The 24,103-nt window shown below is 52.0% G+C and carries 22 protein-coding genes and 2 tRNA genes; 19 read left to right on the top strand and 5 right to left on the bottom strand.

Annotated elements, in window-relative coordinates:
- Nucleotides 1–170: 170 nt before the first annotated feature.
- The 4 genes from rplU (at nucleotide 171) to cgtA (ending at nucleotide 3,040) form a co-directional block, all read left to right on the top strand.
- The gene (gene rplU / locus I6L54_RS03930) at nucleotides 171–482 is read left to right on the top strand and encodes a 50S ribosomal protein L21 (RefSeq protein WP_003025032.1); all 312 of its coding nucleotides are present in this window, start codon (nucleotides 171–173) and stop codon (nucleotides 480–482) included.
- 19 nt (nucleotides 483–501) lie between these two features.
- A complete protein-coding gene (rpmA, locus tag I6L54_RS03935; protein ID WP_003025030.1) occupies nucleotides 502–759 on the top strand; it encodes a 50S ribosomal protein L27 in 258 nt (85 codons plus the stop codon).
- A 127-nt stretch (nucleotides 760–886) separates the two neighbouring features.
- The gene (locus I6L54_RS03940; RefSeq protein ID WP_040234128.1) at nucleotides 887–1,852 is read left to right on the top strand and encodes a DMT family transporter; all 966 of its coding nucleotides are present in this window, start codon (nucleotides 887–889) and stop codon (nucleotides 1,850–1,852) included.
- Nucleotides 1,853–1,867: 15 nt separating this feature from the next.
- Nucleotides 1,868–3,040, top strand: a complete 1,173-nt coding sequence (cgtA, locus tag I6L54_RS03945; RefSeq protein ID WP_003828732.1) for an Obg family GTPase CgtA — start codon at nucleotides 1,868–1,870, stop codon at nucleotides 3,038–3,040.
- A gap of 92 nt (nucleotides 3,041–3,132) precedes the next feature.
- Here the strand turns inward: cgtA and dacB are convergent, their stop codons facing one another.
- Entirely contained in the window at nucleotides 3,133–4,566 is a 1,434-nt protein-coding gene (gene dacB / locus I6L54_RS03950) for a serine-type D-Ala-D-Ala carboxypeptidase (protein ID WP_040234127.1), read from the bottom strand.
- A 248-nt stretch (nucleotides 4,567–4,814) separates the two neighbouring features.
- Between dacB and greA the strand changes: the two genes are divergently transcribed.
- Nucleotides 4,815–5,291, top strand: coding sequence for a transcription elongation factor GreA (greA, locus tag I6L54_RS03955; protein ID WP_003025019.1), 477 nt, complete (start codon nucleotides 4,815–4,817; stop codon nucleotides 5,289–5,291).
- 153 nt (nucleotides 5,292–5,444) lie between these two features.
- Here the strand turns inward: greA and yhbY are convergent, their stop codons facing one another.
- Complete coding sequence (yhbY, locus tag I6L54_RS03960; protein ID WP_003025016.1) at nucleotides 5,445–5,738, bottom strand: ribosome assembly RNA-binding protein YhbY; 294 nt, start codon at nucleotides 5,736–5,738, stop codon at nucleotides 5,445–5,447.
- Between the two features lie 125 nt (nucleotides 5,739–5,863).
- Here yhbY and rlmE point away from each other — a divergent pair, with 125 nt between their 5' ends.
- The 4 genes from rlmE (at nucleotide 5,864) to glmM (ending at nucleotide 10,805) form a co-directional block, all read left to right on the top strand.
- The gene (gene rlmE / locus I6L54_RS03965) at nucleotides 5,864–6,493 is read left to right on the top strand and encodes a 23S rRNA (uridine(2552)-2'-O)-methyltransferase RlmE (protein WP_004106110.1); all 630 of its coding nucleotides are present in this window, start codon (nucleotides 5,864–5,866) and stop codon (nucleotides 6,491–6,493) included.
- 99 nt (nucleotides 6,494–6,592) lie between these two features.
- Nucleotides 6,593–8,527: an ATP-dependent zinc metalloprotease FtsH gene (gene ftsH, locus I6L54_RS03970; RefSeq protein WP_005121306.1), complete on the top strand. Its 1,935-nt coding sequence runs from the start codon at nucleotides 6,593–6,595 to the stop codon at nucleotides 8,525–8,527.
- A 99-nt stretch (nucleotides 8,528–8,626) separates the two neighbouring features.
- Nucleotides 8,627–9,475 (top strand): dihydropteroate synthase, encoded by an 849-nt coding sequence (gene folP, locus I6L54_RS03975; protein WP_005121305.1) that lies wholly within the window; start codon nucleotides 8,627–8,629, stop codon nucleotides 9,473–9,475.
- A complete protein-coding gene (glmM, locus tag I6L54_RS03980) occupies nucleotides 9,468–10,805 on the top strand; it encodes a phosphoglucosamine mutase (protein ID WP_005121304.1) in 1,338 nt (445 codons plus the stop codon). Before folP ends, glmM begins: the two co-directional genes overlap by 8 nt.
- Nucleotides 10,806–10,854: 49 nt before the next feature.
- Here the strand turns inward: glmM and dcuC are convergent, their stop codons facing one another.
- The gene (gene dcuC / locus I6L54_RS03985) at nucleotides 10,855–12,321 is read right to left on the bottom strand and encodes a C4-dicarboxylate transporter DcuC (protein WP_005121303.1); all 1,467 of its coding nucleotides are present in this window, start codon (nucleotides 12,319–12,321) and stop codon (nucleotides 10,855–10,857) included.
- 10 nt (nucleotides 12,322–12,331) lie between these two features.
- Complete coding sequence (gene iadA, locus I6L54_RS03990) at nucleotides 12,332–13,465, bottom strand: beta-aspartyl-peptidase (RefSeq protein WP_005121302.1); 1,134 nt, start codon at nucleotides 13,463–13,465, stop codon at nucleotides 12,332–12,334.
- 149 nt (nucleotides 13,466–13,614) lie between these two features.
- On the opposite strand from iadA, the gene I6L54_RS03995 reads away from it, so the two are divergent.
- The 3 genes from I6L54_RS03995 to I6L54_RS04005 all read left to right on the top strand — a co-directional run bounded on the left by I6L54_RS03995 (nucleotide 13,615) and on the right by I6L54_RS04005 (nucleotide 15,105).
- A complete protein-coding gene (locus I6L54_RS03995; protein WP_040234126.1) occupies nucleotides 13,615–14,508 on the top strand; it encodes a LysR family transcriptional regulator in 894 nt (297 codons plus the stop codon).
- 168 nt (nucleotides 14,509–14,676) lie between these two features.
- Entirely contained in the window at nucleotides 14,677–15,009 is a 333-nt protein-coding gene (gene secG, locus I6L54_RS04000) for a preprotein translocase subunit SecG (RefSeq protein WP_003025000.1), read from the top strand.
- A gap of 9 nt (nucleotides 15,010–15,018) precedes the next feature.
- Nucleotides 15,019–15,105: transfer RNA gene (locus I6L54_RS04005), tRNA-Leu, on the top strand.
- 200 nt (nucleotides 15,106–15,305) lie between these two features.
- On the opposite strand, the gene argG is transcribed toward I6L54_RS04005, so the two are convergent.
- Nucleotides 15,306–16,649 carry an argininosuccinate synthase gene (gene argG / locus I6L54_RS04010; RefSeq protein WP_005131837.1) on the bottom strand — a complete coding sequence of 448 codons (1,344 nt, stop codon included), beginning with the start codon at nucleotides 16,647–16,649 and terminating at the stop codon, nucleotides 15,306–15,308.
- A 334-nt stretch (nucleotides 16,650–16,983) separates the two neighbouring features.
- Here argG and I6L54_RS04015 point away from each other — a divergent pair.
- The 7 genes from I6L54_RS04015 to rpsO all read left to right on the top strand — a co-directional run bounded on the left by I6L54_RS04015 (nucleotide 16,984) and on the right by rpsO (nucleotide 24,010).
- Nucleotides 16,984–17,060, top strand: a tRNA-Met gene (locus I6L54_RS04015).
- Nucleotides 17,061–17,267: 207 nt separating this feature from the next.
- Complete coding sequence (gene rimP / locus I6L54_RS04020) at nucleotides 17,268–17,720, top strand: ribosome maturation factor RimP (protein WP_003024996.1); 453 nt, start codon at nucleotides 17,268–17,270, stop codon at nucleotides 17,718–17,720.
- 28 nt (nucleotides 17,721–17,748) lie between these two features.
- Nucleotides 17,749–19,236, top strand: coding sequence for a transcription termination factor NusA (gene nusA, locus I6L54_RS04025; RefSeq protein WP_005131833.1), 1,488 nt, complete (start codon nucleotides 17,749–17,751; stop codon nucleotides 19,234–19,236).
- Nucleotides 19,237–19,260: 24 nt separating this feature from the next.
- A complete protein-coding gene (gene infB / locus I6L54_RS04030) occupies nucleotides 19,261–21,951 on the top strand; it encodes a translation initiation factor IF-2 (RefSeq protein ID WP_040234125.1) in 2,691 nt (896 codons plus the stop codon).
- Between the two features lie 167 nt (nucleotides 21,952–22,118).
- Nucleotides 22,119–22,523: a 30S ribosome-binding factor RbfA gene (gene rbfA, locus I6L54_RS04035; RefSeq protein WP_003024988.1), complete on the top strand. Its 405-nt coding sequence runs from the start codon at nucleotides 22,119–22,121 to the stop codon at nucleotides 22,521–22,523.
- The gene (gene truB, locus I6L54_RS04040; protein ID WP_040234124.1) at nucleotides 22,523–23,467 is read left to right on the top strand and encodes a tRNA pseudouridine(55) synthase TruB; all 945 of its coding nucleotides are present in this window, start codon (nucleotides 22,523–22,525) and stop codon (nucleotides 23,465–23,467) included. The genes rbfA and truB overlap by 1 nt, the downstream gene beginning before the upstream one ends.
- 273 nt (nucleotides 23,468–23,740) lie before the next feature.
- Entirely contained in the window at nucleotides 23,741–24,010 is a 270-nt protein-coding gene (rpsO, locus tag I6L54_RS04045) for a 30S ribosomal protein S15 (protein WP_000059465.1), read from the top strand.
- The last annotated feature ends 93 nt before the right edge of the window (nucleotides 24,011–24,103 follow it).

Here is a 24,103-nt window from a genome sequence, read left to right on the forward strand (position 1 = left end):
GAAAAAACGCCGCAGATAAACGTTACGGTACACGTTGTGTTTTTTTTCTTCATGTATTGACGGTAGCACTTGTCAAAGGCTCGCGTTTTGCGTAATATTCGCGCCCTATTGTGAATATTTATAGCGCACTCTGAATCATCAAAAAGGTGTGCGCGGAAGCGGAGTTTTTTATGTACGCGGTTTTCCAAAGTGGTGGTAAACAACACCGAGTAAGCGAAGGTCAGACCGTTCGCCTGGAAAAGCTGGACATCGCAACTGGCGAATCTGTTGAGTTCGCAGAAGTTCTGATGATCGCAAACGGTGAAGAAGTCAAAATCGGCGTTCCTTTCGTTGATGGCGGCGTTATCAAAGCTGAAGTCGTTGCTCACGGTCGTGGCGAGAAAGTTAAAATTGTTAAGTTTCGTCGTCGTAAACACTACCGTAAGCAGCAGGGCCATCGTCAGTGGTTCACTGATGTGAAAATCACTGGCATCAGCGCTTAAGTTAAGGGGAGCAGATTAAATGGCACATAAAAAGGCTGGCGGCTCGACTCGTAACGGTCGCGATTCAGAAGCTAAACGTCTGGGCGTAAAACGTTTCGGCGGTGAAACAGTTCTGGCTGGTAGCATCATCGTTCGTCAACGTGGTACTAAATTCCACGCTGGCTCCAACGTTGGTTGCGGCAAAGACCACACTCTGTTTGCTAAAGCAGACGGTAAAGTGAAATTTGAAGTGAAAGGCCCGAAAAACCGTAAATTCATCAGCATTGTTGCTGAATAAGTTTTTCGCGTCCCGGTAACGGATAAAAGCCCCGCAACACGTTGCGGGGCTTTTTACATTCGACGACCGGTAAATACGCTCGTCGCGCCGTGATAACCCGGAAACGAGCCCTTGCAGGGAATACGGCATGAAGCAGCAGGCAGGTATTGGTATTCTTTTAGCGCTCACGACAGCTGTCTGTTGGGGGGCTTTACCAATAGCGATGAAGCAAGTGCTGGAGGTGATGGAACCTCCTACCGTCGTGTTCTACCGTTTTTTAATGGCAAGCATTGGCCTTGGCGCTATTCTTGCGGTTAAAAAAAAGCTCCCTCCATTGCGTATTTTTCGCAAAGCGCGTTGGCTGGTGCTGTTGGCTATTGCCACTGGTGGACTGTTCGGTAACTTCATTCTGTTTAGTTCGTCTTTACAATATTTGAGCCCAACGGCTTCGCAGGTTATCGGTCAACTGTCACCTGTTGGCATGATGATCGCCAGCGTCTTTATCCTGAAGGAGAAGATGCGCGGCACGCAGATTATTGGCGCTATTATGCTTCTGAGCGGGCTGGTGTTGTTTTTTAATACCAGTCTGATCGAAATTTTTACCCGGCTCACCGATTACACCTGGGGCGTTATCTTTGGTGTCGGTGCCGCGACGGTTTGGGTGAGCTATGGGGTCGCGCAAAAGGTGTTATTGCGTCGGCTGGCATCACCGCAGATCCTGTTTTTACTGTACACTTTGTGTACGATTGCGTTATTGCCGCTGGCTAAACCCGGTGTCATCACGCAGCTCAGCGACTGGCAGCTGGCATGCCTGGTATTCTGCGGCCTGAATACGCTGGTAGGATACGGCGCTCTCGCGGAAGCGATGGCGCGTTGGCAGGCGGCGCAGGTGAGCGCCATTATCACGCTCACGCCGCTGTTTACGTTGTTATTTTCAGATTTATTATCACTGGCCTGGCCCGATTTCTTCGCCAGACCGATGCTAAACCTATTAGGTTATCTCGGTGCGTTTATCGTGGTTGCGGGCGCGATGTATTCCGCCATTGGTCATCGAATTTGGGGCGGTTTACGTAAGCATGAAACGGTGGTTTCGCAACCCCGCTCAGGCGAATGATTTACGGAGAGTAAAATGAAGTTTGTTGATGAAGCATCGATTCTGGTCGTTGCAGGTGATGGCGGTAATGGTTGCGTCAGCTTCCGCCGCGAAAAATACATCCCAAAAGGCGGTCCGGACGGTGGTGACGGTGGTGATGGCGGTGACGTCTGGCTGGAAGCCGACGAAAACCTGAACACGCTGATCGATTACCGTTTTGAAAAATCATTCCGTGCGGAACGTGGTCAGAATGGCGCAAGCCGTGATTGCACCGGCAAGCGTGGTAAAGATGTCACGATTAAAGTGCCTGTCGGTACGCGTGTTATCGATCAGGGCACGGGCGAAACCATGGGCGACATGACTAAACATGGTCAGCGTCTGATGGTCGCTAAAGGCGGCTGGCACGGTCTGGGTAACACCCGTTTTAAATCGTCGGTCAACCGTACCCCGCGTCAGAAAACGATGGGTACACCTGGCGATAAGCGCGATCTGATGCTGGAGCTAATGCTGCTGGCAGACGTGGGTATGCTGGGTATGCCAAACGCCGGTAAATCGACGTTTATCCGTGCAGTATCTGCGGCGAAGCCGAAAGTCGCTGATTATCCGTTCACCACCCTGGTACCTAGCCTGGGCGTGGTGCGTATGGACAACGAGAAGAGCTTCGTGGTTGCCGATATCCCGGGTCTGATTGAAGGCGCGGCTGAAGGCGCTGGTCTGGGTATTCGTTTCCTGAAACATCTGGAACGTTGCCGCGTGTTGCTGCACCTCATTGATATCGATCCGATTGACGGTTCCGATCCGGTAGAAAACGCCCGTATCATTATTGGCGAACTGGAAAAATACAGTCAGGATCTGGCGTCTAAACCGCGTTGGTTAGTGTTCAACAAAATTGATTTGATGGACAAAGCTGAAGCGGAAGAAAAAGCGAAAGCCATCGCCGAAGCGCTGGGCTGGGAAGGTAAATATTACCTGATCTCTGCCGCCAGTCAGCTGGGTGTGAAGGATCTTTGCTGGGATGTGATGACCTTTATCATTGAGAACCCAATCGTTCAGGCTGAAGAAGCGAAACAGCCGGAGAAAGTTGAGTTCATGTGGGATGATTATCACCGTCAGCAGCTCGCTGAAGTCGAAGACGAAGCGGAAGATGACTGGGATGACGATTGGGACGAAGACGACGAAGAAGGCGTTGAGTTCATCTACAAGCGTTAATCGCATTAAAAACCCCGGCCATGCTGCCGGGGTTTTTGTTTCCAGTTGGTGTAGGCCGGATAAGCGTAAGCGTCATCCGGCATCTTCAACATCTAGTTATTCTGATAAATATCCTTGTACAACCGGCTTTCGAAGCGCACCAGCGGAATACGGCGATTACGCTGATCAGCCGGCTCTACCGCATAGCCAGACAGATACTGCACAAATGCCATACGCTGACCGCTTGCCGTGGTGATGAATCCCGCGAGGTTGTACACCCCTTGCAGTGAGCCTGTTTTCGCTGAAACCTTGCCATCAACACCAGCCTGATGCAGGCCTGCACGGTATTGCAGGGAGCCATCGTGGCCCGCCAGCGGCAGCATGGTGATAAAGTTCAGCTCGTTATCGTGCTGAGCGATATATTGCAGCACTTGCATCATAGTCGCCGGGGCAATCAGGTTATGGCGGGAGAGGCCAGAACCGTCGGCAATAATCGTGTTGCCGATATCAACGCCCGCTTGCTGACGCAAAATTTGGCGCACGGCATCAGAACCTGCTCGCCAGGTGCCCGGCACGTTAAATCGCGCATGACCAATCATACGGAAAACGGTATCGGCAATCATGTTGTCCGATTTTTTCAGCATAATCTTAAGCAGGTCATGCAGTGGCGCTGACTGCTTACTGGCGACCACGGTTCCCGGTTCGTTGACCTGCGTCTGACGCAGCAGCGTGCCGCTGTAAGTGATCCCCGCTTGTTTTAGCTCATCTTTAAGAATGGCTCCGGCATAGCTGGCGCCGTCCTGAATAGCAAACGCCAGTGGCAGAGGTTCGGCGCGCTGCGGCAGGCATCCGGTCAGCGTATAGCGGTTCAAATCGCCGGGCACCACGTCCAGTTCACAATATTGCGCTTCGGCAGAACCACGTGCGAGGGTGCGAACCTGGCTGAACATGGTCACCGGGTAGTAAGACGCCACGCGAATATACGCCAAATCGTTGGCTTTTTGTGCGCTGTAGAGCGATACAGAGAAGCAATTTCGGTCGACAATCGCCGCTGCTGGCGGAGCGCTAAAACATTGCGTCATGTCGTTCCAGGGCCAGCCGGGCGCTTTATCATGACTGGCAAAAATGGAAGTGTCGATCAGGACATTTCCGGCAATTTGCGTCACCCCTGATTTTTTCAGAGTTGCTACCATATTGCGAATATCCTGACGTTTTAACGTCGGATCGGCACCAAATCTCGCAACTAAGTCACCTTTCAATATCCCATTTTCTACGTTGCCTTTTGTCTCAAGCGTCGTGGTAAAACGGAAATCAGGTCCGAGTTGAATCAATGCCGCCAGCGCGGTGATCACTTTCTGGGTACTGGCCGGCAGCGCCATCTGCTGGCTATGGTAATCAATCGCGGGCGCAGGCGCGCCAACCTTCTGTACCATAAGGGCTAGGTTGGCCCCGGCAGGAAGCTGGCTGATGTACTCGTCGACATTCGCCGACTGAACGCTGAACGCTATACTGGCAGTTAATCCAATGGCAAATCTGGGAAATCGCATAATCTCGCGCTAACAACCTGTAAACAGGCCGTCATACTACGGCGCAACGCCCTAAAAAGTAAACGATGACCCATAGGGAACTCCAGGGTAAAATGAACATCAAATAGAGAATTGTAGCTGACCTGGGACCTCGTGCCCCGGGTCGGTATTTTTTTGCTTCTGACTCTGGCATGGCGTATGCCAGGGTGGGCTTAGCAGCCGGGGTGAGGACAACCGCCCCCTACAGGAATGTTCAAGAGGTATAACAAATGCAAGCTATCCCGATGACCTTACGTGGTGCTGAAAAACTGCGCGAAGAACTGGATTTTCTCAAATCTGTACGTCGCCCTGAAATTATTGCCGCGATCGCGGAAGCGCGTGAACACGGTGACCTGAAAGAGAACGCGGAGTATCACGCGGCGCGTGAACAGCAGGGTTTCTGCGAAGGGCGCATTAAAGATATCGAAGCCAAACTGTCCAACGCGCAGGTTATCGACGTCACTAAAATGCCGAACAATGGCCGCGTCGTTTTCGGCGCGACGGTTACCGTGCTGAATCTCGATAACGACGAAGAGCAGACCTGGCGTATTGTCGGCGATGATGAAGCCGATTTTAAACAGAATTTGATTTCGGTGAACTCGCCTATCGCTCGTGGCCTGATTGGCAAAGAGCAGGATGATGTGGTGGTTATTAAAACGCCGGGCGGTGAAGTGGAATATGAAGTGACGAAGGTAGAATACCTGTAATTCGCATCTTGGTTAAGATGTTGATACATTGTAAAGAAAGGAAAAAGGCCGCATAGCGGCCTTTTATCAACGAAGAGAGCGTGGCATTTTGCTCTCCTGCTAGCGGAAATTCCCGCGTTTTACACAAACTTCGTGTGCAACTTTGGGATATTCTTAGCGTGGCAGCGAGATTTTACGTTCTTTAGTCGGGCGATACAGTACCAGCGTTTTGCCGATGACCTGTACATTGCAGGCGCCGGTTTCGCGTACGATAGCTTCCACGATCAAGGTTTTAGTATCGCGATCTTCCGAGGCGATTTTCACCTTGATAAGCTCATGGTGCTCTAACGCTTGTTCAATCTCGGCCAGTACCCCTTCGGTCAAACCATTATTGCCAAGCATAACTACAGGCTTGAGCGGATGTGCCAGACCTTTCAGGTGCTGTTTTTGTTTAGTACTCAGATTCATCGTATATTTTTGCTTACGTTGGGATTGAAAACGGGTCATTCTACCGCCATCTCCCATATATCGCCAAATAGCTGTGTAGATATTTACACCATTGGTTACGATGAACTGCCCGATGGGAAAGTGAAATGACAGGTAAAAAGCGTTCTGCCAGCTCGAGTCGCTGGCTTCAGGAACACTTTAGCGATAAATATGTTCAACAGGCACAGAAAAAGGGGTTACGTTCCCGTGCCTGGTTTAAACTTGATGAAATACAGCAAAGTGACAAAATTTTTAAACCGGGGATGACGATTGTTGACCTCGGCGCTGCACCCGGTGGCTGGTCGCAATATGCGGTTACGCAGATCGGAAACAGCGGCCGCATTATCGCTTGCGATCTTTTACCTATGGATCCAATCGTTGGTGTGGACTTCCTTCAGGGCGACTTTCGTGATGAATTAGTCCTGAAAGCGTTACTTGAGCGTGTAGGTGACAGTAAAGTACAAGTTGTCATGTCTGATATGGCGCCAAATATGTGTGGAACACCGGCGGTGGATATTCCCCGGGCCATGTATCTGGTTGAACTGGCACTTGGAATGGCTCGTGATGTATTAGCGCCAGGTGGTAGTTTTGTAGTGAAGGTGTTCCAGGGCGAAGGCTTCGATGAGTATCTAAGAGAGATTCGCTCCCTGTTTACGAAGGTCAAAGTTCGTAAGCCGGACTCTTCTCGCGCCCGTTCGCGTGAAGTGTACATTGTAGCGACCGGGCGTAAACCATAACCGGTAGATTTCAAACGAAAGTTTGAAAGAAACTGGATATAGAGTATCCTGACGCTGTTTTTAACACAGTTGTAATATGAGGTTAATCCCTTGAGTGACATGGCGAAAAACCTAATACTCTGGCTGGTCATTGCCGTTGTGCTGATGTCAGTATTCCAGAGCTTTGGGCCCAGCGAGTCTAATGGCCGTAAGGTTGATTACTCTACCTTCCTGCAAGAGGTCAATCAGGACCAGGTTCGTGAAGCGCGTATCAACGGACGTGAGATTAACGTTACCAAGAAAGATAGTAACCGTTACACGACCTACATTCCGGTTAACGATCCGAAGCTGCTTGATAACCTGCTGACCAAAAACGTCAAGGTTGTTGGCGAGCCGCCTGAAGAGCCGAGCCTGCTGGCTTCTATCTTCATTTCCTGGTTCCCAATGCTGCTGCTGATTGGTGTCTGGATCTTCTTTATGCGTCAAATGCAGGGCGGTGGTGGCAAAGGTGCCATGTCGTTCGGTAAGAGCAAAGCGCGCATGTTGACCGAAGATCAGATCAAAACCACTTTTGCTGACGTCGCTGGTTGTGACGAAGCAAAAGAAGAGGTCGCTGAACTGGTTGAATACCTGCGTGAACCGAGCCGTTTCCAGAAACTGGGCGGTAAGATCCCGAAAGGCGTCCTGATGGTTGGTCCTCCGGGTACAGGTAAAACCCTGCTGGCAAAAGCCATCGCGGGTGAAGCGAAGGTTCCATTCTTCACAATTTCCGGTTCTGATTTCGTGGAAATGTTCGTCGGTGTGGGTGCATCTCGTGTGCGTGACATGTTCGAACAAGCCAAGAAAGCGGCACCGTGCATCATTTTCATCGATGAAATCGACGCCGTAGGTCGCCAGCGTGGCGCGGGTCTGGGTGGCGGTCACGATGAACGTGAACAGACGCTGAACCAGATGCTGGTTGAGATGGACGGCTTCGAAGGTAACGAAGGTATTATCGTTATCGCGGCAACTAACCGTCCGGACGTTCTTGACCCTGCGCTGCTGCGCCCAGGCCGTTTTGACCGTCAGGTTGTGGTGGGGCTGCCAGACGTTCGCGGTCGTGAACAGATTCTGAAAGTGCATATGCGTCGCGTACCGCTGTCTCCGGATATCGATGCGGCAATCATTGCTCGTGGTACGCCTGGTTTCTCCGGTGCGGACCTGGCGAACCTGGTGAACGAAGCGGCACTGTTTGCAGCGCGTGGCAACAAGCGTGTTGTATCGATGGTTGAGTTCGAGAAAGCGAAAGACAAAATCATGATGGGTGCGGAACGTCGCTCCATGGTGATGACGGAAGCGCAGAAAGAATCTACCGCGTATCACGAAGCTGGCCACGCGATTATCGGTCGCCTGGTACCGGAGCACGATCCGGTGCACAAAGTGACGATTATTCCGCGCGGCCGTGCGCTGGGTGTCACCTTCTTCCTGCCTGAAGGCGACGCAATTAGCGCCAGCCGTCAGAAACTGGAAAGCCAGATCTCCACGCTGTACGGCGGTCGTCTGGCGGAAGAGATCATCTACGGTGCTGAACATGTTTCTACCGGTGCGTCCAACGACATTAAAGTCGCGACAAACCTGGCGCGTAACATGGTCACTCAGTGGGGCTTCTCTGACAAACTGGGGCCGTTGCTGTATGCGGAAGAAGAAGGCGAAGTGTTCCTGGGACGTTCTGTGGCGAAAGCTAAACATATGTCCGATGAAACCGCGCGCATTATCGATCAGGAAGTTAAACTGCTGATTGAACGTAACTATGACCGTGCGCGTCGTCTGTTGAATGAAAACATGGATATTCTGCACTCGATGAAAGATGCGCTCATGAAATATGAGACCATCGATGCACCGCAGATTGACGATTTAATGGCTCGTCGCGACGTGCGTCCGCCAGCGGGTTGGGAAGAACCGGGTTCTTCTAACAACAACTCTGGCAGCACCGGCAAGCCGAGCGCGCCGCGTCCGGTTGATGAACCGCGTGCGCCGGACTCTGGCACCATGTCAGAGCAACTGGGCGACAAATAAGTTATCGTTGATGATGACCGTGTTTTAATTGAAAACCCTGGGGCTTGCTCCGGGGTTTTTCTTATCTGCATATTCAAGATTTTTTTCAGGGATAAAGCTATGAAACTCTTTGCTCAGGGTTCTTCACTGGATCTCAGTCATCCGCACGTCATGGGGATTTTGAACGTCACGCCAGATTCTTTTTCCGATGGCGGGGCGCACAACTCTCTGGTTGAGGCGGTAAAACACGCAAACCTGATGATTAACGCCGGGGCGACTATCATTGATGTGGGTGGTGAATCCACGCGTCCCGGTGCTGCCGATGTGAGCGTGGAAGAAGAGTTGCAGCGAGTGATCCCGGTGGTGGAGGCAATTGCTCAACGTTTTGAAGTGTGGATTTCGGTAGATACCTCAAAACCGGAAGTGATTCGCGAATGCGCCAGAGTCGGCGCACATATCATTAATGACATTCGCTCACTCTCGGAGCCTGGGGCGCTGGAAGCCGCAGCGGAAACCGGATTGCCCGTTTGCCTGATGCATATGCAGGGGCAGCCGAAAACCATGCAGGAAGCGCCAAAATACGAGGATGTTTTTGCTGAGGTAAATCGTTACTTTGTTGAGCAAATAGCACGTTGTGAACGGGCCGGAATCACAAAAGATAAATTGCTACTCGACCCAGGATTCGGATTCGGTAAAAATCTTACCCACAACTACACATTGCTGGCACGTCTGGCGGAATTTCATCATTTTAATCTGCCGCTGCTGGTAGGGATGTCACGAAAATCAATGGTTGGCCAATTGCTCAATGTGGGGCCATCTGAGCGTTTGAGCGGCAGCCTTGCATGCGCGGTCATTGCCGCAATGCAGGGTGCGCAGATTGTTCGTGTCCATGACGTCAAAGAAACCGTAGAAGCGATGCGTGTGGTGGAAGCCACATTGTCTGCAAAGGAAAACAAACGCTATGAGTAATCGTAAATATTTTGGCACCGATGGGATTCGTGGTCGTGTAGGCGACGCTCCAATCACTCCTGACTTTGTCCTTAAGCTGGGCTGGGCGGCAGGAAAAGTGCTGGCACGTCATGGTTCACGCAAAATCATTATCGGTAAAGATACGCGTATTTCCGGTTATATGCTGGAGTCCGCGCTGGAAGCGGGTCTGGCTGCCGCCGGACTGTCAGCTTCTTTCACGGGCCCAATGCCAACCCCTGCTGTTGCTTATCTGACGCGTGCTTTCCGGGCTGAGGCCGGGATTGTTATCTCCGCTTCGCACAACCCATTTTATGACAACGGGATTAAATTCTTCTCCATCGACGGGACAAAACTGCCAGATGCGGTTGAAGAAGCTATCGAAGCTGAAATGGAAAAAACGCTCACCTGCGTGGACTCGGCTGAACTGGGTAAAGCTACCCGTATTGTTGATGCTGCCGGTCGCTATATCGAGTTTTGCAAAGGCACCTTCCCGAATGAGCTAAGCCTGAGTGAGCTGAAAATCGTGGTGGATTGTGCCAACGGCGCGACGTACCACATTGCGCCAAATGTACTGCGTGAGCTGGGTGCAAACGTGATTGCCATTGGTTGTGAGCCAAACGGCGTGAACATCAATGAAGAAGTCGGCGCCACCGACGTCCGTGCGCTGCAGGCGCGCGTAATCGCGGAAAAAGCCGATCTGGGGATTGCGCTGGACGGCGACGGCGACCGCGTCATTATGGTTGATCACGAAGGTAATAAAGTTGACGGCGACCAGATCATGTACATCATCGCTCGTGAAGCCCTGCGTCAGGGGCAGCTGCGCGGTGGCGCAGTCGGCACGCTGATGAGCAACATGGGCCTCGAGCTGGCGCTGAAACAGCTGGGTATTCCGTTTGCCCGCGCGAAAGTTGGCGACCGTTATGTGCTGGAAAAAATGCAGGAAAAAGGCTGGCGTATCGGTGCCGAAAACTCAGGCCATGTGATCCTGCTGGACAAAACCACCACCGGTGACGGCATCGTGGCGGGTCTGCAGGTACTGGCAGCGATGGTGCGCAACCATATGAGTTTGCACGACCTGTGCAGCGGCATGAAAATGTTCCCGCAACTGCTGGTTAACGTACGTTACACCGCGGGTAGCGGCGATCCGCTGGAACATGAAAGCGTGAAGGCGGTGATGGCAGAGGTTGAAGCGACACTGGGTAACCGTGGACGCGTACTGCTGCGTAAGTCGGGCACTGAGCCATTAATCCGTGTGATGGTTGAAGGTGAAGACGAAGCACAGGTTACGGAGTTTGCGCACCGCATTGCGGATGCAGTGAAAGCCGTTTAACCCTTTCCGTACAGCGTAAGAGCCGGAGTCTGAGAGACTCCGGTTTTTTTTACTGCACTGCCAGCGGCTGTTTACGTCGGCGCTGCCAGAAGTAACCGCCGACCATCAGCAGTACAAGGACTGCCAGCCACGGCAGAACTGCCAGCAAATGCCCGGATCGGGCGAATGTCAGCGCAATCATCAGCAGCCATCCTCCCAGCATCGGAATTGCGGTGCGTTTAACGATATCCACCGGTGATACACCTGCGATCCCGGCGATGGCGATAATCACGCCGGCAATAGGCGACAACGTCCGTCCAATACCCGCTGAGATCTGAATCGGCAGCATCATAACCGCCACGTCGCTGCCGATATGGCGGCTGATATCCGGCACCATCGGGGCGAAGGAGAAAAATGCTGCATTCCCGGAGCCCATCAGCGCTGAAATCGCAAAGGTGATTAGCGTCATCAGCAAGATTATGGAAGCCGCGCTGAGGCCAAATTCACCGGAAAGCGACAGCAGCGCGTCGACGGCGCCAATGGCTTTCAGTCCGGCAGAAAAAACCTCACCGGCGATAATCAGCGTCACCACGGTGGCAAACACACTGCCCATACTGTCGAAAACTTTTTGTACACCAGCCATCACGTCGCGAGCCTTACGGTGGCGACAATACTCACATACCAGGGTAATGGCCAGGCTTATCAGTACGGCGGTATCGAGCGTAATTTTGAGTGAGCTGAACAGCAAATCACTGCACGCCAGCATCAACACCAGCGGTAACATCGGCAGGAATAGCCAGGCAACCGGCGCTTCGGCTTCTTCGGTTGAGGTTAATGTCTGCATTTGCTGCGCGGCATTGTCACCACTTTCCCGACGATCGAAAAAGCGTTGTACAACAATATGCAGCAGAGCGATGAAAAGAATAACCGGAACGACAATCGGTAACTGATCCTGAACAAAATAGTTAACTACCTCGATACCCGCCGTTTTCGCGGCGAGAACTGAGTTGCCGGAACCCGGACCAAATTCAACCGCACAGGTACTGGCGATAACGGCGGCAACGGCGGCGCGGCTGCAGCCAAGACGGGTCAGCAACGGGTAAAGCGTTGCCATCAATAGCAGACCCAGCCCGGTGGCGCTACTGATAAACAGCGACAGGAATTGACCCAGTAACAGCGCCAGTCCCAACAGCAGGTACGGTGAGTTCAGACGCTGCAAAGGACGAGATGTTACCCGAACCAGCACCTGGCTTGCGCCAATGGCCGACATATAGGTGGCGAACCCACCTATCAGCATGATTTGTAGTCCGAGACCGCCGAGGCGCACGCTCAGGGTATCGCGGATAAACTCAAAGGCGTCAAAGGGACCAAATCCGGTGCTCTTTTTCACCAGGCTGCTGAGCGTAGTCATCCCGCTAAAATGCGCGATGAGCAGCAGCACAATCCCGGTCAGGAGCAGTACCGACTGGGGGTGATATTTTTTGAGGATCAGACGTCCGGCAAAAATGATGGCGAGTAGCGCCAGTAATAATGACATTCTCGCCCCCTTACTCGAAGTTGCCGGTAACCAGACACTCACCATCACGCAGTAACGGCTTTCCGGCGGCAAACAGGTGGGCCAGTGAGAGGTCGTCATTAAGCACGCAAATATCAGCACGTTCTTCTGCGCAGAGTACGCCGCCAGAAATACCCAGCGAGCGCGCCACGTTTGCCGTCAACATCGCAATCGCCTGTGGCACCGGGATCCCCACATCAATCAGACGAGGCAACAGGTTGAGGTTGCCAGCTACCGGCGCGGCGCTTAATCCTTCTACGATGCCTTGCGCATTAAAGCGCGGCACGCTGCCATTGCCATCAGAGCTAATGGTGATGCGATCGGCCGGAACCTGTGATTCCAGTGCGTGGAGAATTGCTTGCTCCTGGGGCATAAATCGACTGCCGCCAGACGTCACGTCGATATGTCCACCGCGATGTGCAAAAGCGATAGCCTGTTCGAACAATGCTTCTGTCCTCGCGACATGCGTCGGCGAAATGTGGTGAATCGGAATACCGGCATCGCACAGTTCCATCAGCTGTGACATCCCTTCCGGCAGATTGCCCAGGTGTACGTGCAGCAACCCTTTTTTCCCTGCCAGCAGGGAAGCCACGCGGATATCACTGACAATCCTCAGCAACTCCTGGAAAGAGGGGTAAGAGCCACGGTGATCGGCGAGGGCGATTTTGACACCCAGGATCGCCGGAATGAAGGCCATATCATCGCGGATGGATCGTGTAATGGTCGGGCTGGGTACCTCGTAGGCTCCCGTATGCATAAACGCGCGTAATCCCTCAATATTGAGCGATTGCATTTTGGCGTAGAGATCTTTGGGCGAACGAGAAATGGCATCGGTGCCTAACACGCCAACCACCGTGGTAATACCCGCTTGAATCAGATCGCGCAGCTTGACGGCGGGTGTCCGACTGGCAAATCCGGCTTCGCCACCGCCACCGGTAAGATGGACATGCTGATCGATAATTCCGGGAATTACCCACTTACCGCGGCAATCGATGACCTCTTTGACGCCATCAAAGAGTGCAATATCTTTTTCCACCGCAACAATGCGGTCGGCATGAATGAGCAAGGAGCAGAGGCCTAAATCCTCCGGAGAAAAAACACGGGCATTGGTCAATAAAGTAAACATAACGATCCTGTCAAACGTCGAGGGTGAGAGTCGGCAGGTGAAACGGAAATATTGTTGTTATGATGTCCACATTAAAGCCATTACTATAACTGTGACTATTGCCGATTTGTTATCGGTGGATACGGTTATGGCATGATGGGGAATGAGACGTGGATTCGAAGTGGTTAGAAGATTTTCTGGCGTTGAGTCAGTATGGGAATTACTCCCAGGCAGCGATACAACGGCATATCACCCAACCCGCGCTAAGCCGACGTATAAAGGCGCTGGAGGAGATGTTGGGGGTCCCGCTGTTTGACCGCACCACGACGCCCGTTACGCTAACCTGTTATGGCGAACGTTTTGAACCTTATGCCAGGCAAGTCCTCAGTACGTTAACAGAGGCGCGCCACGAGCTGTCGGCGATGATGCCAGCGACGGACAATACGCTGGTAATGGTGAGTCTGCATACGCTATCGGTGAATATCTTGCCAGATATGATCAACTATCTGCGACAAAGTGAACCGCAGTTAAATTTCACGGTAAATGCCAGCATCCAGGGGATTGATAATCACTTTAATGCCCTGATAAACCGGCAAATTGATATGCTGGTGACTTACGATTTACCCTCCTCACAACCGGGGCTGGAGATTGCCGGAGGGCTGAAACGTTCTTTATGGCGATATGAGCGTTTTATCCCGGTGGTTTCTGCGCAACTCGCGGACAGACTGGATGATCCGCATACCGCGATCCCCTTGCTATGCTACAGCGACTATACCTTTGTCAGACGTATTATTGATCCGGCAGAACAACGAGTGCGCCCACGGTTGAAAAAAGTGTTTGAGACTGGGCTAAGCGAAACAATACGAGAAATGGTACTGCGCCATATGGGAATGGCGTGGTTACCTGAATCAATGGTGGCTGAGGAGTTGGTGAATCAGGAGATCATTCAGTGTTGGCCAGAAAATTCGGATCTGGTTTGTGAAATCCCTATTGTTGTTTGGGCAAACCTTGACGATCAGCGGTCAGTAATGCAGCGATGCTGGGATAAGTTGCTGCGTTTTTGATTGAGGTGGCGATTTTTTCCGCACTTGATACAATGCTAACAAATTGCCCTTGCGAAGGTTATTCGCTTTGGTTAGTATTCACACCCGCTTCAGTGGGAAATAGTTGAAATTCCCGCTTTATTGGTCGAAGCATTGGTACGCGGCAAATCCGCAAGGAACAGGTTGATTATGCACGAAGCTCTTTTGGTAGTTTTCCTTATTGTAGCAATTGGCCTTGTCGGCTTGATCATGCTGCAGCAAGGTAAAGGCGCTGATATGGGAGCCTCTTTTGGCGCAGGCGCTTCTGGTACACTGTTTGGTTCAAGTGGTTCTGGTAACTTCATGACCCGTATGACAGCTGTGTTAGGGACTCTGTTCTTCATTATCAGTCTGGTGCTGGGTAACATGAACAGCAATAAGACCAATAAAGGAAGTGAGTGGGAAAATCTGAGTGCACCGGCGAAAACCGAGCAAACTCAGCCAGCTGCTCCGGCTCAGCCGACCAGCGATATCCCACGCTAAGTATTCTGTACCGAGGTGGTGGAATTGGTAGACACGCTACCTTGAGGTGGTAGTGCCCTAACGGGCTTGTGGGTTCGAGTCCCATCCTCGGTACCAAATTCCAAAAAAAAGACGCTGCAAAGCGTCTTTTTTTTCGTCTGTTATTTGTGGCTGTCCAGTAGGCCTGATAAGCGTAGCGCCATCAGGCGCTGTAATAATGTCGGATGGCGGCGTAAACGCCTTATCCGACCTACAGACACCCTCTATTCCGCGCATAAAAAAGGCCGCTTGCGCGGCCTTAATAAGATGGTGAATATTTACTTCGCCTTATTTTCCAGATTCTCAACCTGTGGCAGGCCGGTTGCGGAAGAGGCGGTCAACAGGCCAGACTGCGCATAGCCGAACAGCTTCTCACGAGTATCGGTAATATCCAGGTTACGCATGGTCAGCTGACCGATACGATCGTCCGGCGAGAATACGGAATCACCTTTCTCCATGGTCAAACGTTCTGGTTTGTACGTCAGATTGTCAGACACGGTATTGAGGATTGAGTAGTCATTACCGCGACGCAGTTCCAGCGTGACTTCACCCGTAATCTGGCTGGCAACCCAACGCTGTAGACCGTCACGCAGCATCAGCGCCTGAGAGTCGAACCAGCGGCCCTGATACAGCAGACGACCCAACTGGCGACCGTGCGCGTGATACTGCTCGATGGTGTCTTCGTTGTGAATACCGGTCAGCAGACGCTCGTAAGCGATATGCAGCAACGCCATCCCCGGGGCTTCGTAAATGCCGCGGCTCTTTGCTTCAATAATACGGTTTTCAATCTGATCGCTCATACCCAGACCATGACGACCGCCGATACGGTTGGCTTCCAGCATCATCTCAACGTCGTCACTGAAGGTCTTACCGTTCAGGGCAACCGGATGACCTTGTTCAAAGCGTACGGTCACTTCTTCAGCCGGGATCTTCACGCTCTCATCCCAGAACTTAACGCCCATAATCGGGTTAACGATTTTGACGCTGGAGTTCAGGAATTCCAGATCTTTTGCTTCATGAGTCGCGCCGAGCATATTGGAGTCGGTGGAATACGCTTTTTCGACAGACATTTTGTAGTCGAAGCCGCAGGCGATCATAAATTCGGACATCTCATGGCGACCACCGAGTTCGTCGATAAAATCGGTATCCAGCCAGGGTTTATAAATCTGCAGTTCAGCGTTGGTTAACAGACCATAACGATAGAAACGTTCAATATCGTTGCCTTTATAGGTACTACCGTCACCCCAAATGTTCACGCCATCTTCTTTCATGGCGGCAACCAACATGGTGCCGGTGACTGCGCGGCCCAGTGGGGTGGTATTGAAATAGGTCAGTCCGCCGGTGGTGTTATGGAACGCACCACACTGAATGGCAGCGATCCCTTCGGCAACCAGCTGCTTGCGGCAATCAACCAGGCGAGCATTCTCAGCACCATATTCCATTGCACGGCGAGGGATGGCGTCATAGTCATCCTCATCCGGCTGGCCCAAATTCGCAGTATATGCATATGGGACAGCCCCTTTTTGTCGCATCCACAGCAGTGCTGCACTGGTGTCCAGGCCGCCGGAAAAAGCGATACCAATACGTTGACCTACCGGGAGATGCTTGAGAATCGTCGTCATAAAATAAAACCCTGCTTGATAGACTGGTGAAGAGGTCGGCTTATTATACTGATTGCATTTTTATGCAAAATAAATGAGTTTTCATTTAATCATCTTTTCTGGATGACAGGAAGAGTTTAGTGATAATTTCGTTAAATAACGGCGTAGATGGCATATTTATCTTGCTGATCATCCGCGGGCCAGCATTCATTGATTTGCATAGTCGTAACAAGGTTGACATAACGCATAGGGAATCAATATACTGTGCGCAGATTTTACGTCCCGTCCTCGGTACCAAATCCCAGCAGTATTTGCATTTTTTACCCAAAACGCGTAAAATTTGCCACGTTTCAGGCGCGGGGTGGAGCAGCCTGGTAGCTCGTCGGGCTCATAACCCGAAGGTCGTCGGTTCAAATCCGGCCCCCGCAACCACTTTCCCTTAGAGTTCTTTTTCAAATATACTGTGAAGACTTAGGCCTTCGTAGCTGGATTTGAAAAAAATTCTTTCGGAAGGTTCTCCGAACCGCAGGTGCGGTTATAGGGTTCAGTTATCTAAAGCCCCGATTTATCGGGGTTTTTTGTTATCTGACTACAGAATAACTGGGCTTTAGGCCCTTTTTTTATGTCTTGGGGGTGGGCTTGTCCACATTAGAGCAAAAATTAACAGAGATGATTACAGCACCAGTTGAAGCTCTGGGCTACGAACTGGTCGGCATCGAATTTATTCGCGGTCGCACATCCACACTGCGCATCTATATTGATAGTGAAGATGGCATCAATGTTGATGATTGTGCTGATGTGAGCCATCAGGTAAGCGCGGTGATGGATGTCGAAGACCCAATCACTGTTGCCTACAACCTGGAAGTCTCCTCTCCGGGTCTCGACCGTCCTCTGTTCACGGCTGAACACTACGTGCGTTTCCTGGGTGAAGAAGTCACGCTGGTTCTTCGTATGGCGGTACAAAACCGTCGTAAATGGCAGGGCGTTATCAAAGCGGTGGACGGTGAGATGATCACGGTCACAGTCGAAGGTAAAGATGAAGTGTTCGCGCTGAGTAATATCCAGAAGGCGAACCTGGTTCCCCACTTTTAACAGTCTGGATTGAGGTGAAAAGCCCGCGATGAACAAAGAAATTTTGGCTGTTGTTGAAGCCGTATCCAACGAGAAAGCGCTGCCACGCGAGAAAATTTTTGAAGCGCTGGAAAGTGCGCTGGCGACAGCAACAAAGAAAAAATATGAACAAGAGATCGATGTCCGCGTGGAGATCGATCGTAAAAGCGGTGATTTCGATACCTTCCGTCGTTGGGTTATCGTAGAAGAAGTCACTCAGCCAACTAAAGAAATTACGCTGGAAGCGGCGCGCTTTGAAGACGAAAGTCTGAACGTGGGCGAATATGTTGAAGATCAGATCGAATCTGTCACCTTTGACCGTATCACTACTCAGACCGCGAAACAGGTTATCGTACAGAAAGTACGTGAAGCTGAACGTGCGATGGTTGTCGATCAATTCCGTGAACACGAAGGCGAAATCGTTACTGGCGTGGTGAAGAAAGTCAACCGTGACAACATTTCTCTGGATCTGGGCAGTAATGCTGAAGCCGTGATCATGCGTGAAGATATGCTGCCGCGTGAAAACTTCCGTCCTGGTGACCGTATTCGTGGTGTTTTGTACTCTGTGCGCCCGGAAGCGCGTGGTGCGCAGCTGTTTGTGACGCGTTCCAAGCCGGAAATGCTGATTGAACTGTTCCGCATTGAAGTGCCAGAAATTGGCGAAGAAGTGATTGAAATTAAGGCGGCGGCTCGCGATCCGGGTTCTCGTGCGAAAATTGCCGTTAAGACCAACGACAAGCGTATCGATCCGGTCGGTGCCTGTGTTGGTATGCGCGGTGCGCGCGTTCAGGCGGTTTCTACCGAACTGGGCGGCGAGCGTATTGATATTGTCCTGTGGGATGATAACCCGGCGCAGTTCGTGATTAACGCAATGGCGCCAGCAGACGTCGCTTCTATCGTGGTGGATGAAGACAAACACACCATGGATATCGCGGTTGAAGCCGGTAACCTGGCGCAGGCGATTGGACGTAATGGTCAGAACGTCCGCCTGGCTTCACAACTGAGCGGTTGGGAACTCAACGTGATGACCGTTGATGACCTGCAAGCGAAGCATCAGGCTGAAGCACATGCAGCCATTGATACCTTCACCAAATATCTCGATATCGATGAAGATTTCGCGACAGTTCTGGTGGAAGAAGGTTTTGCGACGCTGGAAGAACTGGCCTATGTGCCAATGAAAGAACTGCTGGAAATTGACGGCCTGGATGAACAGACCGTTGAAGCGCTGCGCGAGCGTGCTAAAAACGCACTGACCACTCTGGCACTGGCCCAGGAAGAAAGTCTCGGTGATAACAAACCGGCTGACGATCTGCTGAATCTGGAAGGATTGGATCGTGAGATGGCCTTCAAACTGGCGGCCCGTGGTGTTTGTACGCTGGAAGATCTCGCTGAACAGGGCATTGATGATCTGGCTGATATCGAAGGGTTGACCGACGAAAAAGCCGGTGAGCTGATTATGGCTGCCCGTAATATTTGCTGGTTCGGCGACGAAGCGTAATAAACTGTAGCAGGAAGGAACAGTATGACAGATGTAACCGTAAAAACGCTGGCTGCAGAGATACAGACCTCCGTGGATCGCCTGGTACAGCAATTTGCTGATGCCGGTATCCCGAAGTCTGCTGACGACTCTGTGTCCGCACAAGAGAAACAAACCTTACTGGCGCACTTGAACCGTGAAAACGGCTCAGCGCCGGATAAGTTGACATTGCAGCGTAAAACGCGCAGTACTCTCAATATTCCAGGTACCGGTGGAAAAAGCAAATCGGTACAAATCGAAGTCCGCAAGACACGCACCTTTGTGAAACGCGATCCGCAAGAGGCTGAACGCCTGGCCGCGGAAGAGCAGGCGCAGCGTGAAGCGGAAGAGCAAGCCCGTCGTGAGGCAGAAGAAGCTGCCAAACGCGAGGCGCAACAAAAAGCCGAACGTGAGGCCGCAGAACAAGCTAAGCGTGAAGCCGCTGATAAAGCGAAACGTGAAGCTGCGGAAAAAGACAAAGTGAGCAATCAACAGACCGACGATATGACTAAAACCGCCCAGGCCGAAAAAGCCCGCCGTGAAAATGAAGCCGCAGAACTGAAGCGTAAAGCGGAAGAAGAAGCACGTCGCAAGCTTGAAGAAGAAGCGCGCCGCGTAGCGGAAGAAGCTCGCCGTATGGCGGAAGAAAACGAGAAAAATGGTGTGAATAACGCTGAACCTGTTGAAGATACCAGCGATTATCACGTCACCACTTCCCAGCACGCTCGCCAGGCTGAAGACGAGAACGATCGTGAAGTCGAAGGCGGCCGTGGTCGTACTCGCAGCACGAAAGCAGCGCGTCCGGCGAAGAAAGGCAACAAACACGCTGAATCTAAAGCTGACCGTGAAGAAGCACGTGCAGCGGTTCGCGGCGGTAAAGGCGGTAAGCAGCGTAAAGGTTCCGCTCTGCAGCAGGGCTTCCAGAAGCCAGCTCAGGCCGTTAACCGTGACGTTGTGATCGGCGAAACCATCACCGTTGGCGATCTGGCGAACAAGATGGCAGTTAAAGGCTCTCAGGTCATCAAAGCGATGATGAAACTGGGCGCAATGGCGACCATCAACCAGGTCATCGACCAGGAAACCGCACAGCTGGTTGCCGAAGAGATGGGCCACAAAGTTATCCTGCGTCGTGAAAACGAGCTGGAAGAAGCAGTAATGAGCGACCGTGACACTGGCGCTGCGGCTGAACCGCGTGCACCGGTCGTGACCATCATGGGTCACGTTGACCACGGTAAAACGTCTCTGCTGGACTACATTCGTTCTACGAAAGTGGCCTCTGGCGAAGCAGGCGGCATTACTCAGCACATCGGTGCGTACCACGTTGAAACTGACAACGGTATGATCACCTTCCTGGATACCCCGGGTCACGCCGCGTTTACCTCCATGCGTGCTCGTGGCGCTCAGGCAACGGATATCGTTGTTCTGGTTGTTGCTGCAGATGACGGCGTGATGCCGCAGACTATCGAAGCAATCCAGCACGCGAAAGCGGCAGGCGTGCCGGTCGTAGTTGCAGTCAACAAAATCGATAAGCCGGAAGCGGATCCGGATCGCGTTAAAAACGAACTGTCCCAGTACGGCATCATGCCGGAAGAGTGGGGCGGCGAGAGCCAGTTCGTTCACGTTTCTGCGAAAGCGGGTACCGGTATCGACGAGCTGCTGGATGCTATCCTGCTGCAGGCCGAAGTACTGGAACTGAAAGCTGTGCGTAAAGGCATGGCGAGCGGCGCGGTTATCGAATCCTTCCTGGATAAAGGTCGTGGCCCGGTTGCTACCGTCCTGGTGCGTGAAGGTACGCTGCACAAAGGCGACATCGTACTCTGTGGCTTCGAATACGGTCGCGTTCGTGCGATGCGTAACGAACTGGGTCAGGAAGTACTGGAAGCGGGTCCGTCCATTCCGGTGGAAATCCTCGGTCTGTCCGGTGTTCCGGCTGCGGGTGACGAAGTTACCGTTGTTCGTGACGAGAAGAAAGCCCGTGAAGTTGCACTGTACCGTCAGGGCAAATTCCGTGAAGTTAAACTGGCTCGTCAGCAGAAATCTAAACTCGAGAACATGTTCGCTAACATGACCGAAGGCGAAGTTCACGAAGTGAACATCGTCCTGAAGGCCGACGTTCAGGGTTCTGTAGAAGCGATTTCCGACTCTTTACTGAAACTGTCTACCGACGAAGTAAAAGTGAAGATCATCGGTTCTGGCGTAGGTGGTATCACCGAAACCGACGCGACCCTGGCTGCGGCATCCAACGCGATTCTGGTTGGCTTCAACGTACGTGCTGATGCCTCTGCACGTAAAGTTATCGAATCAGAAAGCCTGGATCTGCGTTACTACTCCGTCATCTATCATCTGATCGACGAAGTGAAAGCAGCGATGAGCGGCATGCTGTCTCCGGAACTGAAACAGCAGATCATTGGTCTGGCTGAAGTTCGTGATGTGTTCAAATCACCGAAATTCGGCGCTATCGCAGGCTGTATGGTTACCGAAGGCACGATTAAACGTCACAACCCAATCCGCGTACTGCGCGACAACGTGGTTATCTATGAAGGCGAGCTGGAATCCCTGCGCCGCTTCAAAGATGACGTCAACGAAGTCCGTAACGGTATGGAATGTGGTATCGGCGTGAAGAACTACAACGACGTTCGCGTTGGCGATATGATCGAAGTGTTCGAGATCATCGAGATCAAACGTACCATCGCTTAATCTTCGTAATGCCCGGTGGCACTTCGTTTACCGGGCCTACGTTAGGATTGTTAGCCGGGTTGTAGGCCTGATAAGCGTAGCGCCATCAGGCTTTAAAGCGCCACCCGGCAAGAAATTTAAAAAGGGGCTTATTGCCCCTTTTTTGTCTTTATTCTGGAGAATTTATTATGGCGAAAGAATTTGGTCGCCCGCAGCGCGTCGCGCAGGAGATGCAGAAAGAAATCGCACTCATCCTGCAACGCGAAATCAAAGACCCACGCGTGGGCATGATGACTACCGTGTCTGGCGTTGAGATGTCCCGTGATCTGGCGTATGCCAAAGTGTTCGTGACTTTCCTTAACGACCAGGACGAAGCTGCCGTGAAAAACGGCATTAAGGCACTGCAGGAAGCCTCTGGTTTTATCCGCTCTCTGCTGGGTAAAGCCATGCGTCTGCGTATCGTGCCTGAGTTGACCTTCTTTTACGACAACTCGTTGGTAGAAGGGATGCGCATGTCCAACCTGGTGACCAGCGTGGTGAAACATGACGATGAGCGTCGTGTGAACCCAGCGGACGACAGCAAGGAGGACTGATGAGTCGTCCTCGTCGTCGTGGTCGCGATATTCACGGTGTCCTGCTGCTGGATAAGCCGCAGGGCATGTCCAGCAATGACGTACTGCAAAAAGTAAAGCGCATCTACAATGCCAACCGCGCGGGACATACCGGCGCGCTGGATCCGCTGGCGACAGGCATGCTGCCTATCTGCCTTGGTGAAGCGACGAAGTTTTCACAGTATTTGCTGGATTCTGATAAACGCTATCGTGTGGTTGCCCGTCTGGGACAACGTACGGATACCTCTGATGCCGATGGGCAAATCGTGCAGGAACGTCCGGTAACCTTCATCGCTGAGCAGCTTGCAAGCGCGCTGGAGACTTTCCGCGGCGATATCGAGCAGATCCCGTCGATGTATTCAGCGCTGAAGTATCAGGGTAAGAAGCTGTACGAATATGCGCGTCAGGGCATTGAAGTGCCGCGTGAAGCGCGTCCGATTACCGTCTATGAGCTGCTGTTTATTCGCCACGAAGGTAACGAGCTGGAGCTGGAAGTTCACTGTTCTAAAGGCACCTATATTCGCACCATCGTTGACGATCTGGGTGAGAAGCTGGGCTGCGGCGCACACGTAACGTATCTGCGTCGTCTGACGGTCAGCAAGTATCCGGTGGATCGAATGGTGACGCTGGAACATCTGCGTGAACTGGTTGAACAGGCCGAACAGCAAAATATTCCGGCGGCGCAGTTGCTTGATCCTTTGCTGATGCCAATGGACAGTCCGGCATCGGACTATCCGGTGGTTAATTTACCTTTAACATCGTCGGTTTACTTTAAAAATGGTAATCCGGTACGGACGTCAGGTGCGCCGCTGGAAGGACTGGTGCGCGTGACGGAAGGTGATGAAGGCAAGTTTATCGGCATGGGGGAAATGGACGATGAAGGTCGTGTTGCTCCCCGCCGCCTGGTGGTTGAGTATCCTGCATAGCGCTCTCTGTCTTGCGATAAAAGGGCGCTGCGAGTAGAATACTGCCGCTTAACGTCGCGTGAATTGTTTAACAATCTGCGTGGCGTATACACAAAATCATTCGAGCTGCATCAAGGCGGCAAGTCTGAGAATCCTCAGGGGCTTACTTAGGTAAGTGACTGAGGTGAGCGGACGCAGCCAACGCAGAGTCAGTTTGAAGGATAAAGTGTATACACTGGGATAGCTGAATTAGAGATCGGCATCCTTTCATTCTTAACACTTTGGAGTTTTACAATGTCTCTAAGTACTGAAGCTACCGCAAAAATCGTTTCTGAGTTTGGTCGTGATGCAAACGACACCGGTTCTACCGATGTTCAGGTTGCTCTGTTGACTGCACAGATTAACCACCTGCAGGGCCACTTTGCAGAGCACAAAAAAGATCACCACAGCCGTCGTGGTCTGCTGCGCATGGTTTCTCAGCGTCGTAAACTGCTCGACTACCTGAAACGTAAAGATGTTGCACGTTACACCGCGCTGATCGAGCGTCTGGGTCTGCGTCGCTAATTCTTTCGAGTTTCAGAAAGAGGGGGCCTTCATGGCCCCTTTTTTCCAGCAGATGGCAGCAATTCGCTGGAAACTAATGTATTGTTGCTATGA

The organism is Citrobacter pasteurii, from assembly GCF_019047765.1.
GTDB classification, from domain to species: Bacteria; Pseudomonadota; Gammaproteobacteria; order Enterobacterales; family Enterobacteriaceae; genus Citrobacter; species Citrobacter pasteurii.

What these genes read in the sequence shown, in the direction of transcription:
- rplU (WP_003025032.1), top strand. Translation starts at nt 171, where the DNA reads ATGTACGCGGTTTTCCAAAGTGGTGGTAAACAACACCGAGTAAGCGAA.
- rpmA (WP_003025030.1), top strand. Translation starts at nt 502, where the DNA reads ATGGCACATAAAAAGGCTGGCGGCTCGACTCGTAACGGTCGCGATTCA.
- I6L54_RS03940 (WP_040234128.1), top strand. Translation starts at nt 887, where the DNA reads ATGAAGCAGCAGGCAGGTATTGGTATTCTTTTAGCGCTCACGACAGCT.
- cgtA (WP_003828732.1), top strand. Translation starts at nt 1,868, where the DNA reads ATGAAGTTTGTTGATGAAGCATCGATTCTGGTCGTTGCAGGTGATGGC.
- dacB (WP_040234127.1), bottom strand. Translation starts at nt 4,566, where the DNA reads ATGCGATTTCCCAGATTTGCCATTGGATTAACTGCCAGTATAGCGTTC.
- greA (WP_003025019.1), top strand. Translation starts at nt 4,815, where the DNA reads ATGCAAGCTATCCCGATGACCTTACGTGGTGCTGAAAAACTGCGCGAA.
- yhbY (WP_003025016.1), bottom strand. Translation starts at nt 5,738, where the DNA reads ATGAATCTGAGTACTAAACAAAAACAGCACCTGAAAGGTCTGGCACAT.
- rlmE (WP_004106110.1), top strand. Translation starts at nt 5,864, where the DNA reads ATGACAGGTAAAAAGCGTTCTGCCAGCTCGAGTCGCTGGCTTCAGGAA.
- ftsH (WP_005121306.1), top strand. Translation starts at nt 6,593, where the DNA reads ATGGCGAAAAACCTAATACTCTGGCTGGTCATTGCCGTTGTGCTGATG.
- folP (WP_005121305.1), top strand. Translation starts at nt 8,627, where the DNA reads ATGAAACTCTTTGCTCAGGGTTCTTCACTGGATCTCAGTCATCCGCAC.
- glmM (WP_005121304.1), top strand. Translation starts at nt 9,468, where the DNA reads ATGAGTAATCGTAAATATTTTGGCACCGATGGGATTCGTGGTCGTGTA.
- dcuC (WP_005121303.1), bottom strand. Translation starts at nt 12,321, where the DNA reads ATGTCATTATTACTGGCGCTACTCGCCATCATTTTTGCCGGACGTCTG.
- iadA (WP_005121302.1), bottom strand. Translation starts at nt 13,465, where the DNA reads ATGTTTACTTTATTGACCAATGCCCGTGTTTTTTCTCCGGAGGATTTA.
- secG (WP_003025000.1), top strand. Translation starts at nt 14,677, where the DNA reads ATGCACGAAGCTCTTTTGGTAGTTTTCCTTATTGTAGCAATTGGCCTT.
- argG (WP_005131837.1), bottom strand. Translation starts at nt 16,649, where the DNA reads ATGACGACGATTCTCAAGCATCTCCCGGTAGGTCAACGTATTGGTATC.
- nusA (WP_005131833.1), top strand. Translation starts at nt 17,749, where the DNA reads ATGAACAAAGAAATTTTGGCTGTTGTTGAAGCCGTATCCAACGAGAAA.
- infB (WP_040234125.1), top strand. Translation starts at nt 19,261, where the DNA reads ATGACAGATGTAACCGTAAAAACGCTGGCTGCAGAGATACAGACCTCC.
- rbfA (WP_003024988.1), top strand. Translation starts at nt 22,119, where the DNA reads ATGGCGAAAGAATTTGGTCGCCCGCAGCGCGTCGCGCAGGAGATGCAG.
- truB (WP_040234124.1), top strand. Translation starts at nt 22,523, where the DNA reads ATGAGTCGTCCTCGTCGTCGTGGTCGCGATATTCACGGTGTCCTGCTG.
- rpsO (WP_000059465.1), top strand. Translation starts at nt 23,741, where the DNA reads ATGTCTCTAAGTACTGAAGCTACCGCAAAAATCGTTTCTGAGTTTGGT.